The 16,935-nt window shown below is 44.2% G+C and carries 7 protein-coding genes and 4 pseudogenes; all 11 read right to left on the reverse strand.

Annotated features, from left to right (window positions below; translation table 11 throughout):
* Position 1 precedes the first annotated feature (1 nt).
* The 11 genes and pseudogenes from JCM10512_RS08390 to JCM10512_RS08435 all read right to left on the reverse strand — a co-directional run bounded on the left by JCM10512_RS08390 (position 2) and on the right by JCM10512_RS08435 (position 16,868).
* Positions 2 to 2,207 (reverse strand): annotated as a pseudogene (locus JCM10512_RS08390) (glycoside hydrolase family 3 N-terminal domain-containing protein).
* A gap of 114 nt (positions 2,208 to 2,321) precedes the next feature.
* Positions 2,322 to 3,163: pseudogene (locus JCM10512_RS08395) on the reverse strand (DUF4886 domain-containing protein); the annotation flags it as partial.
* Between the two features lie 66 nt (positions 3,164 to 3,229).
* Positions 3,230 to 5,021 (reverse strand): annotated as a pseudogene (locus tag JCM10512_RS08400) (glycoside hydrolase family 2 protein).
* A 103-nt stretch (positions 5,022 to 5,124) separates the two neighbouring features.
* The gene (locus JCM10512_RS08405; RefSeq protein WP_044162248.1) at positions 5,125 to 6,717 is read right to left on the reverse strand and encodes a hypothetical protein; all 1,593 of its coding nucleotides are present in this window, start codon (positions 6,715 to 6,717) and stop codon (positions 5,125 to 5,127) included.
* 117 nt (positions 6,718 to 6,834) lie between these two features.
* Positions 6,835 to 8,055 carry a SusE domain-containing protein gene (locus JCM10512_RS08410; RefSeq protein WP_044162167.1) on the reverse strand — a complete coding sequence of 407 codons (1,221 nt, stop codon included), beginning with the start codon at positions 8,053 to 8,055 and terminating at the stop codon, positions 6,835 to 6,837.
* Between the two features lie 24 nt (positions 8,056 to 8,079).
* On the reverse strand, positions 8,080 to 10,014 hold the full coding sequence (locus tag JCM10512_RS08415; protein WP_044162168.1) for a RagB/SusD family nutrient uptake outer membrane protein: 1,935 nt from the start codon (positions 10,012 to 10,014) through the stop codon (positions 8,080 to 8,082).
* Between the two features lie 12 nt (positions 10,015 to 10,026).
* Positions 10,027 to 13,413 (reverse strand): TonB-dependent receptor, encoded by a 3,387-nt coding sequence (locus JCM10512_RS08420; protein ID WP_044162171.1) that lies wholly within the window; start codon positions 13,411 to 13,413, stop codon positions 10,027 to 10,029.
* A 152-nt stretch (positions 13,414 to 13,565) separates the two neighbouring features.
* The gene (locus tag JCM10512_RS08425; RefSeq protein ID WP_244437023.1) at positions 13,566 to 14,357 is read right to left on the reverse strand and encodes a FecR family protein; all 792 of its coding nucleotides are present in this window, start codon (positions 14,355 to 14,357) and stop codon (positions 13,566 to 13,568) included.
* Between the two features lie 50 nt (positions 14,358 to 14,407).
* Positions 14,408 to 14,683, reverse strand: coding sequence for a hypothetical protein (locus tag JCM10512_RS23620; RefSeq protein WP_244437025.1), 276 nt, complete (start codon positions 14,681 to 14,683; stop codon positions 14,408 to 14,410).
* 128 nt (positions 14,684 to 14,811) lie between these two features.
* Complete coding sequence (locus JCM10512_RS08430) at positions 14,812 to 15,354, reverse strand: RNA polymerase sigma factor (RefSeq protein WP_044162173.1); 543 nt, start codon at positions 15,352 to 15,354, stop codon at positions 14,812 to 14,814.
* Between the two features lie 180 nt (positions 15,355 to 15,534).
* Positions 15,535 to 16,868 (reverse strand): annotated as a pseudogene (locus JCM10512_RS08435) (acetylxylan esterase).
* Between the last annotated feature and the right edge of the window lie 67 nt (positions 16,869 to 16,935).

Here is a 16,935-nt window from a genome sequence, read left to right on the forward strand (position 1 = left end):
CCTAGTTCAGCAATTCAATCTTCATCTTTTGATCCTTGACAAGTATATGATACTCTCCGGATTCCAAAAAGCGTTTACCATCTCCATTCACAAAGCTCAGATCATGTTCCGGATCGATATCAAAACGAAAAGTCTTACTCTCTCCGGCCTTGATGTCTTGTTTTTCAAAATGCTTCAGTTCTTTAACCGGACGGGTAATGGAGCAATACGGATCAGCGATAAACCAATGAACGGTTTCCATGCCGTCGCGGCTGCCTGTATTGGTTACAACCACTTCGACAGTAAGCTTCTCACCACGTTTTAGGGTCGTTACAGAAGGCGTTATTGCTCCGTAAGTAAACTCTGTATAACTAAGCCCATGCCCAAACGGGTACAACGGATCGCTGGTTATGTCCTTATAGAATCCTTGATGCCCGCGTCCGCTCTTCCGGCGATTGTAATAGATCGGAATTTGTCCTGTTGAATAAGGGAAGGTAATAGCCAGCTTCCCGGACGGATTGATGCGCCCGGATAGAATGCCTGCCGTTGGGCGTGCCCCGTTGATGCCCGGTTGCCAGATTTCAAGCATGGCATCGCAGATAGCTCCAGCCGATTCAGTTCGAGCGGCCGGCCGTTGGACAAAACAAGTACAATCGGCTTGCCGGCTTCTTTCAAGGCTACAGCTAACGCTTCCTGAATAGTAGGCAAGGCAATGGTCGAGCGAGATGCGTTTTCACCGCTCCAAGTCATCTTCTCGCCCAGACAGAGAACTACGACATCCGACCAACGGGCTGCTTCCACAGCTTCGGCAAAACCGGAACGATCATCCCCATCCTGTTTACACCCTGCAGCATAACGTAATTCAGCTTTATCCTTAAACTCTGCCGCCAGACCGTTATAGAGCATTTCTACATCCGTATCTTTGCCGTGCCCACACCACGATCCCAATAAGTCCCAACCATTTTTTGCCATCGGACCTACAACAGCAATTTTCTTTACGTTGGTAAGTGGCAAGACCCCGTTAGCATTCTTCAAAAGTACCATCGACTCCGCTGCTAGTTCTCCGGCAGTAGCACGACTTTGCGGTCGGAAGAAACGTTCCTTCTCTGTCGTAAGCGGTGTATAGGGACGTTCAAACAAGCCCAGCCGGAATTTGAGACGCAACACACGCCGAACAGACTCGTCGATTTGTGCCATCGACACTTTCCCCTCCTCAACCAGTTCTTGCAGGTGGCGATCGTAGGCATGAGACATCATGTCCATTTCCAGGCCCGCATTAAACGCACGCATTGCCGCCTCTTTCTTAGTGGCCGCCAGTCCCTGATTCTTCAATTGCTCAATGGCTCCCCAATCGGATACAATAAAGCTTCATGCCCCCAGCGTTCCTTCAACACCTCTGTCATGATGTAATGATTGGCCGATCCGGGTACGCCACTGATATCATTGAACGAGCTCATCAACGTTGCCGCACCCGCTTTCACGCCCATTTCGTAGGGAAGCAGGTAGGTATCCCAAAGGGTTTGCCCGGAGATTTCGGTATAGACATAATCGCGTCCGGCTTCCGAAGCCCCGTAACCTACATAATGTTTCAGACAAGCCGCTATCCGGTCTTCTGCCGAAAGATCATCGCCCTGATAACCCCGTACGGAAGCAGCAGCAAACACGCCGTTGGTGTACGGGTCCTCACCGTAACCTTCGGCAACGCGTCCCCAGCGAGGGTCACGGGCTACATCGATCATAGGCGAGAATGTCCAATCAACACCCGACATACGAGCTTCCTGGGCTGATACGGCACAGGCTTGTTCCACCAATTCCGGATTCCACGAACAGGCCTGCCCCAGTGAGATGGGATAAATCGTGCGAAAGCCGTGGATCGCATCATAACCGAAAAGAACCGGGATACCCAGCCGCGATTCTTCCACAGCCTTCTTTTGCATGTGGTTGCGCAGATTCGGTGTCCGATCGAAATAGATCAGTGAACCTATCTCTGCCGGTATTTCCTTCACCGCTTCACCGATGTTATTGACATTCGTATTTCGCCCCAAGGTGTACTGGTTCAGTTGCAGAACTTTCTCTTCCAGTGTCATACGCGACAGTAAGTCTTCCACCCGCTGCTCCACGGGTACTTTGGCATCCTTATACAAAAGCTGTCCTTTCTTCTCTTTCGCTGAAAGGGTACAGAGTGTGCCCAGCAGACATAACCCATACATAAATACTTTTTTCTTCATCTTATTTTGTCTTTAGTTTATCTATTCATCAATTGAATGCAGCCTCATCGGAGAGTCACCGACACAAAGATATTCAATGCCGGTGAACGTCACAGCCGTTCCCGAATACTTACCGGACATTTCTGTTACCTTGCCGGGATGCAGTACGGCTCTATGAGCAGCCTGTTGCGCTACTTTGCGTTCTTCTTCACTCATTCCTTGCGGAGCGTATGGATTGCCGACAACCTTACGCTTAAAAATCTTTTCGTACCAAGTGCAAGCGGCAGTATAACGTCCGGTTGTCAGATTCAGATGGAATCCGTCCCGATTCATATGATCGCCCACGAAGGAAGTTCGCATATTCTGTATGGCTGTTCCCGAAGGGATAATGATCTTAATTTTCGCCAACCGTCCCGCTTTCTTCACGGCTTCCACGATGCGTGATACATCGTCAGTTGATCATTATCATAATTCCGAAAGCCGGAGTGCGATGCGCTGGCTGCATAAGCCCAAGTCTGATGCAACATCAACTTGGTCTTCTTCGGGATTCGTTCACTTACATAGCTAACCAACTCGGGCAGAGAGACCTCGTAGGTTGCATACATACCCGAAAAAGAACTGGCTTGTTGCAAGCTCACATAATCCCACTGCTCATCAGCCAACGCTTGTGCCAAAGAGACGTTCCTTCGTTCGACCTTCTTACCGTCGATGCCTATCTTACGATAAGCATAGGCAAACGCATCATCACGAGCATTTCTCACATGCCTTTCCAAAGAGCATCCCCCGATAAACAAATTACCGATAACGGCAGTAAAGCCATCGGCAGCAGCCAATTCATGCAGATTCTGTTCGATGGCATCCTGCGAGAAACTATTACCAATTGCCAGTATTCGGACTACTTTCTGCTGCGCATGCACTCCTCCTATCCAGAAGAATGCGATGAACAGACCGAGCATTCCGATTTTAATTCGCTTCATTATATTATAGATCTTTTAAACAAATACTACCATACGGTAGTATTACATAAGGCATTGACCTGCCCCTTACTCATTTTTCCTCTTCTCATAATACTCTTTCATGATATACCATGCTTGCTTGCGCATTCCCTGATCGGAAATCAACCCTTTACGGTTCCATCCATCCTGATTGGTCGGGTGAAAACGGAAAGGTGAACGGAAGTCGAACAAAATCCAGGGAGATACACCACGCAGGTTCGGAATGTTACCGAACATCCGGATATTATCCTTGTACAGACGTGCCTGATATTCTTCACTCCAAGAGCTGGCGATATTCTCATCTCCCGACTGTCCGTACAATGCTTCACCACCGAACTCTGAAATAATCAACGGTTTATCAGGTGTCACTTCCCAGATCGCATCTTTCGGTTCAACCGGCCAGGGGTGATACCAGCCCATGTATTTATTGATAGCTACCACATCCAGTTGAGAGGTAAACGAATCGTCCATTGTGAAACGTTGCTTCTCGGCATTGAAACGCACCAGGTCAAATGCAGCGACATACAAACGAGTGGTATCCAGTTGCCTGCCGGTTTGTAACAAAGAGGTGAGGAAGTCATTCCGCTCTTTCGAGGGTTGGGTCTCATTGGCAATCCCCCAGTAACTGACCGAGCAGCGATTCTGATCACGTTTGATCATCTCCGTCAACATCCCTTGTGCTTTCCGACGAGTGTCGTTATCCATGAAGTCGATTCCCTGCCAGATGGGTATCTCCTGCCAAAGTAAGAATCCCATCTTCTCTGCCAACCGAACGGTGTATTCATTCTGCGGATAGTGTGCCAGACGAATCATATTCACGCCCAGCTCTTTCGCTTCGTGAAGCAACACGGCCGCATCTGCTTCCGAGAAAGCACGTCCCATGCGTTGCGGTATCTCTTCATGAAAGGAGATGCAGCACATAAACATTGGTTTCCCGTTCAGGTAAATATCCGTCCCTTTGACCGTAATGTTACGGAAACCGATCTGCTCTTCCACGCGGTCGCTACCGGAAGCAATCGTCACAGCATAGAGCTTGGGGTCTTCCGGCGACCAACGTTGCAGTTTTTCACACTGAGCACTGCCTCTGCTTTTCCCTCGGCATCAGTGTCAGTAGCGCATTGATCTTCAGCTCGGGGATCAAAACAGTGATCTGTTCACCGGCCTTTTTATCGGAAAGGCGGACTTTGACAACAATCCGATCAGGAGCGTTTTTATCCAGTTGAATGAAGTAGTCTTCTACGAATGTACGTGCGGTTCTCACCAGTAGCACGTCTCTTGTGATACCACCATAATTCCACCAGTCGAATGCCAACGCCGGTATGGCATCTTTTGTCCGACGGTTGTTTACTTCAACAACCAAGAAGTTGTCTCCATCTTTCAGTTGGTCGGTCACTTCTAGGTGGAAGGGAGTAAAACCTCCTTCGTGCGCACCGATCTCTTTGCCATTCAGATAAATCGTACAACGATAGCTAACAGCCCCGAAATAGAGAAACTGACGACTATCCGCCAACCGCCCGGCATCAAAATGACGAGCATACCACACGGTGCCCTCATAGTATTTAAGTTCCGTTGCCTGCGAGTTCCAATCGCCCGGAACATTGAGACGCAAACCGCCCTCAAATGCGTATTCAAAGAAATCAGTAGTCCCTTTCGGTTGCTGATTTTCATAGATATTCATCCGCCTCCCCTGATCGTAGAGGTCAATAATCGCATTCCATTTACCATTCAGTGAACGGATGTCGCGACCATATACATTCGTTATCAATTGCTGCCCTGCAAGGGTTTCCGCCAAGGCAGTCAGCAGCAACATGGATATTATCAGTTTCTTTCCTATCTTCATCTCTATTTCATTTTAATACATGCATTTGAGTAACGAGAATACAACCTCACAGAAGATACTCACATCGCATCTACCTTTGGGAGTATAAAATAACTAGTAAGTATTATTTCACTGTAACGGTCATCAGTTTAGCCCAACCCGATGGAAGTACATCGCCCTTGATAGCCATTTGCAATCCGATTGCATTATCTTTGGTTGTATCTACCAAGCCAACCGCCCAAGTATATGCCCCTACTGTAACACCTTTAATATTCAAGTCGAAGTTATAGGTAGTAGGCTTGCCTTTTAACCAAGTTGACAAATCGGTTTGCTGGTCTACAACTATTTTCTTAGGCTCATTCTTACTGTCAAGCAATGCAAACGCGACTTTGTAACGCTGATTCCACTGAGGGATATTAGTCGGGCAATACCCCCACCCCAAGTTATTCCAGCGATGAATGATGGTAATCTGTTTCCCGCTAGATATTTCTTTCGGTAAAGAGACCATATCCGGATACAAGCGGTAACCTCCTTCAGTGATAAAGCGTTGCACCAGAGAAAAGCATTTCGTAAACCATGAATTAGTTTCATCACCTACTCGGAGATCCATCATATTCACATGAGCTTCTGCGGAGGCATCGAACTCACCTTGTCGTACATCTTCCGGATGTCCTTCACGGTATTTACCACTCGGATCAATCCAGTAGCGGTGTGTACCACCGGTTATCCATCCGCCTTCCATTATAATCGGGCGCTTATAATTCCACCTCTCAGCGAATTGCTTTTCCCAATCCTGGTAGTAACCGTTCATTCCGAAAGCATCGTGGCGCAAGCTATATCCCTTATTAATCGCGCTACTCATTAATTGCTCTGTATCGGGCGCTACTGCTCCCCAGCCTGAGGTGTTATTGGCACCTACCAACCGATGGTAGTTAATAACTAATGGTACCTTCTTAAAACAACGGGTATACAGGCTAGTAACCCACTCAAACACTTTCGATTTATTCGCATAATCTTTATAAACCATCGAATGTGCTTCTCCCCACTTACCTAGTCCATAGGCATCAATGAAGTCCACTTTATCCGGATCATCAAACTTCTTGGCAAATGCTTCAATGAACTTTGCATACTTTGTCTGAAAAACTTCATCGTCTGGATAAGGAGACTTACGATTCTCTCCATTATTACCGTTAGGATCGGGATACCACTCTGCACCTGCATCAAATACATACTGTGGCGTATTTAATCCTTGATCACGACCATCTACCACGATCCTAAAAGACAGACGCATATTTCTATTCAATGCACTTTGGAATAACTTAGTCAGACGTGCATTCGGATTATCCCATACGTACTCTCCTTCGGCAGGATTCAGGGAGCTCCAGCTAGTCCGGATATAACAAGTGCTCGCATAATCAGAGACTTTCACTGTTTTTCCGATATCAGGAACATAGACAGCGTCATACCCCTCAGATGTCCAAAAGTTTTCATCCCAACTACGTCCCATATACATAACCCATCCGTTCAGAGGGTTACGAAGAACCGTGTTTTTATCTGCGGTTATTTTAACTGTAACATTCTCTGCAGGAACTTCGTTTTCTCCTTTGTCCTTGGTTTCATCACTGCTTCCTGAACAAGCGCAAAGGGTTGTTGAGCTGAAGAGTAAAAGTATCATTCCCCACAATCTTCCAGCCATTAATTTCTTTGTTATCTTCATATATTCAGTTTTATATTGATTCATGAAATGATTGCCGTGCCTTCCTAGTCGTTCCTCCTTTCATTATAAAATCACTATTCGGACACGGCAATGAGATTCTTGTTCTCTAGCTATCGATCAACGTTTTTCTGCACGGATCTTCATGTTGCGAATATCCAACACGATGAAGTTCGCCCCACCAGGGAGCTTATAATAAGAGTTTCTCTGGCCTCTACTCCATCCACCGGAGAGTTCGCCCGTAGCTCCGAGAGCTAACGTTAGGTTCTGTGACGTATTTTCATCGATAGGAGGACAGCTATACGCATAGGAGTTGTTTTTGCTATCCCCACCGTCTACTGTGAATTTCAATCCTTCTCCACTTTTTAGTGCCGTACCAGAATAGATCAATATCTGGGGATCAGCCAAGCTTTGTGTACAGTTGCCCTTCCACCAAGCCCATCCGGTTCCCCCACCATACATCCACAGTTCGGTTACCACAGTCGTTTGCTCATCATTATTCTTATCGTACCATGTGACCACAGCCGGCTCAAGCTTCTTATCAGGAGAATAAATAGTTACTTCTTTCTTCTCCATATCTACGATGATACGGTATTCCCCGTCTTTCGGTATATTCCATCCGATAGGTTCGGCTTTCATTGTTACTGCTTCCGGATTGCCATCCGATAGTGTACCTTCGCCGTCTTCCGGACAAATATAATTGGTCTCACCTTCAAAATCTACCGGGATTTGTAATTCTCCCTTTTTCAGATTACCCAGGTAGGCGTACCGATAACTATTCTCCAGCGTCTTACTCACCGACACTCTCGAGCCTGTCATAGCACTTCCATCGAGAAATACCTTATCTGCATCAAAAACAATCGGCTTGTACGGACGTATATTGACTGTCACCGTTCGCACTTCAGGCTTTGCCCAGCGAGAACCACCATCCCACTTAGCTATTACGCGGAACTGAATAGTACCGGCTTTATTACTTGTCTGCCCCCATTTCTCGGTCAACAGATTCTGAAGTTCAGCAGTCGTATAGCTCTTAGTAAACACGCCTTCTTCTTCATCCACACGCACACTTGAGTTGAAATTACTTCCTTCGATATCCATTTTTGTCACATACGAAATAATATAATCGTCGGGCATTTCACGGGCCGAAGTCCATGCGAATGTCAATACTACATCATTAAGTTTCTCTTCATCCAACTCAATGTCAGTGCCCGACGTAGTCAGCTCCAGACATTCAGTAGGGTTATTCCATGAAGAGGTGCTATTATCGTCATCGTCGCATGCTCCCAGAATGATCAGGGCAACTACAGGCAACCATTTATATAATGATCCTATTTGTCTCATACTTCTTATTTTTAAGGTAACACATTATTTCCACCATCCCGGCAATTGTCTCAGATTAGTATTCTTATCAATGTCGTCTTGTGGTATCGGGAACCAATAGCTGATGAATTTTCTTGTTTGATAAACTGTGCGCTTGTAGTAGTTGTCACGATCTTCTTTCTTTGCCAACATATTCATCCCCCAGTACTTTCCACTCAGTACTGTTTCGGCCTCTTTCCAACGGCGTAAATCATACCAACGTAAACCACATTCACAATTCATCTCAACTCTTCTTTCGCGACGGATCAAATCACGCATTACTAACGGATCTGCAGGCGCAGTGATTTTTCCCGGTTCGGCTCCTACACTATACAAGGGGATGCCAGCTCTTTCACGTACCTTATTAAGGTATTTCAAGATCTCGACTTTATTTGCATCGTATGTACCTTTTTCAATACTATATTCGTTCAAGGACTCAGCATAGCTCAAGTATCCCTCTGCCAATCGATACAAAGCTCCCTGACGTGTTTTATAATTACCGCTACTGGCAGAAGGTATCGCTGTGGGGTCCACACGCTTACGCACCAGATAACCGGAACTCGGAGAGTCATGCGATGGCCCTCCATCCTCACCACCATTAAAGTAGTTGACCGACTTCTTTTTACCCCAATGATACTCTTCGTTATACAGCACGGAAATATAGAAACGGGGTTCGCGACTACAATACATTTTATATGTATCTTTGGGTACAATCACATTCTGATCTTTGAAGGCATCCCCGTTAGCTGTAGCATAACTCCACTTGGTATTATACAGCTCATCTGCTGCTGAATACCCTTCTTCACTATACCCTGATCCATCGTTAATCACAGGTGTTCCGCCTTCATTTGTATACCCGGTGATAGGAGCCAATCCATTTTTCATAAAAAAGGCGTCTACCAACAACTGTGTCACACCAATAGCACCTGCACCACCCATACTACGAGGATTGGACTGGCGGTCATACCACCCCGCATCATCGTATGTCCGGGGATAGATTATCTCTAAATTCCCTTGATTACGACGAAGCATTAACGCATTCTGATAAGAAAGGAATGGGTCGATCTCTTCACCATTACTCAAATATTCCACATATAATTTGTGCCCCGCTTTTTCTGCCTCATCAATCAATAGTTTATTTGCATCAACCGCTTGTTTCCAGCGCTCAGGGTTATGCGTAGAATTAAAGATCTCTATGCCGTCGCAGTTCTTCATATTTACCATATCCGTATCCTGATTACCATTCACCAGATCGCTCGCTGCAAAAGTCAACAAGCGGGCACGCATAGCTAGACAAATTAAAGACGTAATACGACCGTATTTATTGTCATCATCATAATATGGAGGCAGACTTTTGGATGCTTCCAGCATTTCATTGGCTGCCCAATCTACTACAGTGTCAAAAGGTTCTTGCTTCAACATCAACGCTTCTCCGGTCGTTTCTTCTACCGCTTCATGTATAATAGGTACTGCACCATACGTCATGGCTAACACGGAGTGGAAGTAGCCTATGAAGAAACGACATTCGGCTTTCATATAGTTTACTTCTTTCTCCGAAACTTCCAATATAGGGTGCGCATACTTAATAAATGTGTATGCCGACCGAATGGCGCGAGGAAAAGTTGTCCAATGGCCAATTACTCCCGGACTCTCGGCTGTCCAGTTACCATTTTGGTAGAATATGGCTTTAAATCCCTGGGACTCCCATCCTACGGAAGGTGCCATTTCATCACCAATCACTTCGGCTCCATCATACGTGTAGAACTTAGGAACAGCACTGTAAATGTAAGCCAACCAACGTTCCATGTTTTTCTTGTTCTCAAAGACAGAGGTCAAATCCAGCTGGTCATCCGGTTGCTTATCCAGATAGTCTGAACAAGAGGAGATAGGGAACATGGCAATAATGCCTAATACGATTAAGATTATTATTCTATTTTTCATACTATTATTTCTTTAGAATCTTATTTCAAAACCTGCTGATAATGATTTCATTGCCGGATAAGCGGCACCGGTAGTCGAACTCAGTTCCGGATCCCACAACTTGAAATCAGAGAAGGTTAACAAATTTGTTCCTCTAACAAATAGCCGTGCTCCGGAAAGGCGAATATCCTGCATCCATCTCTTGGGAAATGAGTATCCCAGTTCTATATTCTTCAGACGCATAAAACTCATATTACGCAACCACCATGTTGAGACCTGGCTATTATTGGAATTCGTTCCATAATCCAAACGAGGATAAAACACATGCTGGCTTGGTTTTTCTGCTGTCCAACGATCTTCATAGTTAGTAAATATGTTGTAGGTAGTTCCTTTGTTAGAAGCTGGTATAATGTTTCCGGAAAGCGTATTCCAGGTTCTTCCGAGTCCTTGGAACAGAACGCCAAAGTCAAGGTCTTTCCAACGCATATTCAAACCGAATCCATAAACTATTTCCGGAGTCAAAGGACCGCCTATAGCTGTTTTATCATATGTATCAATAGCGCCGTCTTTATTTACATCAACGTACTTGACATCGCCCGGGCGCACTGTAGCCGCAAAACTCTGAGTCGCAATTCCCTCTTTAAGTTTTCCGGTAGCCACATCGTCGAAATCGTCTTCCGTAAAAAGTCGATCGGCCACATAACCAAAACGCTGATCGAAGGAGTGCCCGGTTTTAGCACGGTTGGTTCCAATGACCGCCTTCGGCTCATCCCATTCCGTCACTTTGTTATGTGCATAAGTGAAAGTCCCCATTAAACTGACAAACCAATCTTTATTAATCTGCTTATTGACGTTCAGTGTAGCCTCTGCACCTCGATTTGTTACTTTACCGAAATTACTCCACGGTTGTTTGATAAACCCGGCGGTAGCAGGAATTGAAGAACGCTCCATAAATATATTATGGCGACGCTCATCGAATAACTCCAGTTGTAAATCAACCATTCCCTTAAATAGTCCAAGCTCAAGACCGATATTGGCCTTGTTTACAATTTCCCAAGTTAAATCGGGCACAGCAAATTCTCCTTCAGCCATGCCTACGCGAGAATATCCCCCTTCAACACCCCAGTTATATTGTCCCAATGTGTTCCAGTCATCCTGAATAGTAGAGAGATAAGCGAAACGGCGTCCTCCTAGGTTCGAGTTACCTACTTGCCCGTAAGAGGCACGTATCTTTAGTTTCGAAATCGTATTGCGTATCGGTTGCATAAATGCTTCTTCTGAGATAATCCAGCCAATGGCACCTGAAGGGAAAAAGCCGTACCGCTTACCTTTAGCGAAGTTTTCCGAACCATTGTATCCAAAGTTAAACTCAGCCACATATTTTCCACCATATGTATATGAGGCTCGACCGGCAACTCCCTGAGTCCGATAAGGCAATTTATCGCCATCATCGTAATGCCGTCTATTGTATAAGAGCATACCGGATACAGCATGTTTTTGAGCAAAGACACGATCATAATACATAGCTGCTTCCATATACAGGCTCTTATTTCCATAACTACCTGATGGAGAGTGTCCCAAGAAATTCGTCCCATTTTCTTTGATACTGAGAATTAACTCACCCTCTTCGTTTCTTCCACTTGCTGCATTGTAGTAATCAGGACTCTTGGAGCGTACTACTGTACCGGTAGAATATCTGTCAAAAGAAAAAGTTCCTTTCACTTTCAAACCCGATGTAACAAACTTCAAATCCTGTTCTAGTGAGAATAATGTTTCAATCTTACTAGCACTAGTACGTTGATATCCATGCTGAGTAGCCCATGACCAAACATTGTATTCCTCTGTTGCAGCAATCTCACCCGTAGAATATTGAATGGGAAACTGAAAAGGAACAGCACGAAACGCATTATTAAAAATTGTGCTAACACTCTTTGTCGTAGAATTACGATCTTGTAAATATCCACCGATGTTAAAACGTAACTGCGTTGTTGGAGATAGCTTCAAATCCACATTAGAGCGTACATTATAACGTTGTAGTTTGAGTGATGGATCCCATTCCTGCTTTTTGTCGCGCTCCAAAATACCATGCTCGTTATACACAGCCGCAACAAATGAATAACGTAAAACTTCCGTACCTCCACTAATATCCAACGTAACTCGCTGGTTAGAGGCATAGTCTTTGGAAATAGCATCAATCCAGTCTACATCCGGATACAAGTCCGGGTCATATCCGGCCCTCGTTTTCGCTATTCTATCGGTATAAATAGGAGACTGTCCGGTATCCACCAACACATCGTCCAACAATTGCATATAATCGGCAGCACCAATATATTTCGGTAGTTTAACCGGTTGTGTGAAAGCAAACTCACTTTTAACTACCACCCTTGGCTTACCTACTGCTCCTCGCTTAGTGTTGATCAAAATTACGCCATTCGCTCCACGTACCCCATAAACGGCGCTGGCAGCAGCATCCTTCAATACAGAGAAAGACTCTATTTCTTCCGGATCGATATTATCTAAACTACGTTCAATTCCATCAACTAGCACGAGTGGTGTTTGTCCAGCCGTTTGAAAGGTGCTGATTCCCCGGATCCAAAATGATGAGTTGTCATAGCCCGGTTCTCCTGAACGCTGAACCCCGATTATTCCTGTAACAACCCCTGCCAAATTGTTACTCAATGAACGAGTAGTGGACACTTTAAGTTTCGCCGGTTCGACTGTAGTAATAGAGCCGACCACTGATTCTTTCTTTTGTGCGCCGTATGCTACTACTACCACTTCATCCAACTGACCCACATCCTCTAACATCACAATATTCAGTATCTTTCGGTTGTCTACAACTTCGTCCTTAGGAACAAAGCCGATATAACGGAAAGAAAGCACCGACTTACGATTTGAAGGAACTGCAATATGATAAGTCCCGTTTATATCCGTAATGGCATGCACGGTTGAATCATTCTTTAAAAAGACTGTTACGCCGATTAACGGTTCACCGGCCTCGTCAGTAACGTTACCTGTTACCTTAACACCTTTATTTACATTTTGCTGAGCCTTTGGAATTTGTGGTACAGAAATGGTTATCTGCCGGCCGGACATCTTATACTCTAAGCCCGTCTTGACAAATAGCTCATTCAAAATGTTGTCAATTTTCCTATTGGAAACTGAAATGGAGACCTTATTCAATAGAGTTTTTTGTACACTCTCCGAATATATGAAAAGATAATTACTATGCTTCTCGATGTAGTCTAATACATCTTTCACGGTAGCATCCTCAGACTGGACTGTAAACAAATCACTCTTTGAGTCCCAAGTGATTACAGTTTCACCGAAAGAGGATGTGGGAATCATAAAAAAGACATTAATAGCAAAAAAAAGCTTAAGTCTCTTTTGTAGATGTAATAAAATAGTTTTCTTTACCATAAAAATTTCTTTTTAGGTTAACAATTTGGATTTTATTGATTTAATGAAGAAATTATTACCGGGTAAATAGGCCAATATTTACCCGTTTTTTTGTTTTACGGTGTATTAGTTGTGTTACATAGGCTATTAGATTTACAGGATTATTAAAGTTGCTATTTATCTAAGTATATACGCGTATCACTCCTTTCTATCTTTACTGGTAAGGTTTGTTGAATACATTCCAATATATCATCCAGGTTATCTTTAAGGTCTAACTTACCATAAACCTTCTCGTGTCCAACTGCAGGCGAGCACTCAATGGAAACTCCGTAGTAAATACTTAGCTTCCGAATAATACGAGAAAGTTCATTCCCGTTCAGAAGCAAGACTCCATCCACCCAACTGATATACTCGCTCACATCTACTTGTTTCTGAGAAGCGATTGCCCCATTCGAAATACAAAGCAGGTCGTTAGGTACTAACGTAGCTTTTCGTTCATGCTTATCTACTACTTCTACGGAACCTTCTACTAATACAATGTGAGTAAATTCACCAGTTTTATAGTTAGATATATTGAATTTAGTTCCCAAGACTCGCAGATTGAATTCATCCGTTTCTACAATGAAAGGATGCTTCTTATCATGAGCTACATCCAAAAAGACTTCACCCTGAGCATATATCTTACGGGTATCGCCCTTGAAGCGCCGTGGATAAATAACTTTCGATTGCGAGTTAATCGTAAGGCGCGTTCCGTCTGACAACTCTATCCGTGCTCTTTTCCCAGCAGGGACTAACAGTTGATTGTACTCTTGAGCATTATCGCTCTTGTTTTCTTCTTCCTTGATCACTTCCGAATTTACAGCTACTTTTCCTTCTTTTGAATAGGTAATCAAGACATCCTCTTCCAGGTTAAGCTGCTTCTCTGACGTAATAAGCGTAACTTCACCTACCGATTGAGCATCCATTTTTTCGGCTATAGCCTGAAAGTTAACAAATGAATGGTCACGCTGATTCATTAAATAAATAGAGGAAACAAAAATGAGAACGGTGCTGCAACAGAAGCGGACGCCATTAAGAAGTATTTTTTCCGACGCCGTGCTTTGTCTCTTTCAATCTTTCGACGGGTCTTTTCGATAATAGAAGATGCATCTTGCACTTTAGGCTCGCATCTCTCCCAAAAGAATTTCAGCTGTTCGCCTTCAGGTATTCTGGAGAAATCATCCCCATTTTCTTTCAGGGAATTCAACCTATCCAATAATTCGACAAGACGATGGTATCCTTTTAAGCTCATATTCTTTTTAAGGTGTTGTTCTATATATAAAGACGCAACCTTTTTAGAAATCTCCTAGTCGAACATGAACTTTTTTTGTTTTTCTCCTGAAAAGAGTAGAAACTGCCTTATAACCTATAAGTAAACAATCACTTTTTGATATTCAGATTGCGGGCTATAATTGTCAATGCAGATGCGATATGATTATTGATTGTCTTCACAGAGATGTTTAGTAAAGTTGCGATATCTTTATAAGGTAGCCCTTCCATTTTAGCCAAAAAGAAAACATGCTTACATTTGGGAGGGAGTCGCTGAATAGCCTCATTTATCTTATTCATCTCCTCTCTGCTAATCATTGCTTCATCCGGTGTCTGAATAGGAGCGAGAAAGAACTCGGATATATCATCAAAAGAGAGAATATTCTGTCCTGCTTCTTTTCTCAAATAGGAAATTGATTTTCTGTAAGTAATGGTTTGCAGCCAAGCATTCATGCTTGTTATATCCGTCAGAGTTTTTCTATTCTTCCAAACTTCAAAGAAAACATCACTGACCACTTCCTCCGCGGCTTCTTTATGCCCAAGCAATCCGTATGCATAGTAATATAGACGGGACGAATAGTGACCCATGAAACGATCAAATGCCCTCTCATCACCATTTACGACCTTAATAATATCATCGCTTTTTAAACTCACGGAAGTACTGTATAGATTGACGCTGGTTAACAAAATTGGCCAAATATACTAGTATATTAGTAATTACAAAAACAAAAAGGAAATAAAAGTTATCAATCACAGAAAAGAGATCGGTCTTAAATGAAGTAGCAGGCTACAAGATGTTATCAGTTTCTTTCCTATCTTGATCTCTGTTGTGTTTTAATGTAAGTTCATTTCTTCCGCTTTCGTATCTCCTTTTGCGGGAGATGCATTTCGCAGGAAATTCATAATCCAGTCCCATGCAGCGCTCGACTGCTCTGCATAAGCATAGTGAGCGGTGTTTTCAGCTACGTAGAGTTCTTTGGGTGCATCGATTACATTATACGCCGAATACATCGTTGTGGGCGGACAAACCATGTCATTGTAGCCGAAGGTATAGAACCCCGGTACACTGACTTGCCGCGCGAAGTTTACAACATCGTAATATTGAGCCGTTTTGATCTTCTCAGGAATACGATTCTTCTCGTCTCTGAACATATGCGGCCAACCACCGGCACGTCCATGCGTATAGCCTCCCATGTCGCATAAGGCCGGATACATGGCGACCAGCCCGTTGACACGGTTATCCAGTCCTGCGGTAATTATAGAAAGCGCTCCGCCCTGACTTCCTCCGAAAGTAGCCAGTTTACCATTAAATGCGGGCAGTGTATGAATGAAATCAATCGCCCTCACGCAGCCTGTGTAGACACGCTTATAATAGTATGTATCGCGATTCTCCATATTGAAAGAGTGGTAGTTCTTCAAAGCACCGTTATATAGATGATGGTAGACCTCTCCCGGCAAGTTGACCGGAATGCCGTGGATACCTATTTCCAGAATTATAAAGCCTTTCCCCGCACGGTCAGCTTCGCCATTGTAGGCGCGAATACCTGCACCGGGCACTTTGAGAATAGCCGGATATTCTCCCGAAGCTTTCGGCACACAAAGAATACCGTACACACGGGATGCATAGTCATTATTCTGAAACGAAACATGATATACATTCACGTCGGCTGTGCATTTATCCGGCAGCAAGGTCATCATCGGTTCTAACGCCCACTTTTCGGCAGCGTCTTTATTGCTCTCCCAGAAACTCAGGAAGTCGGCGGGTAACGAAGTAGTCGGGCGCAGTTTCTCGGGACTAAAACCGACGGTAGCAACTCCTTCATAGTCATGTCCCTGATAACTGACAAAAGCACGGCAGCGCAGGAAACCTTCTTTCTTCATCGTCCTTGCATGAATCTCCAGTTTCCCATTTTTCAAAGTCTGCCTACCGTTTGGTGGGGCTTCATCATATCTTCCGAAATCTCATAATGCACCTCCATGCCGTCTTGCGGTATATCACACTTCAACACGACTACTTTAAACTGAATTTTCTCACCGGGGGTATACAGCCAGTTGGTGGAGGAGGGAGTTACCTGAACCTTAATCAGTCTCTCCTGCGGTTGCCCGAAAAGAGCTACCTGCATGGAGGCGATTAACATGAGAAGAAGAAAACACAAACTTTTCATCATAATTCCGCTATTTTATATGGCCTGTCATCTCTGCATTAACAGACTGTTTTTCAGTCACCAATACGTA

This window comes from Bacteroides reticulotermitis JCM 10512, from assembly GCF_000517545.1.
Classification (GTDB): Bacteria; Bacteroidota; Bacteroidia; order Bacteroidales; family Bacteroidaceae; genus Bacteroides; species Bacteroides reticulotermitis.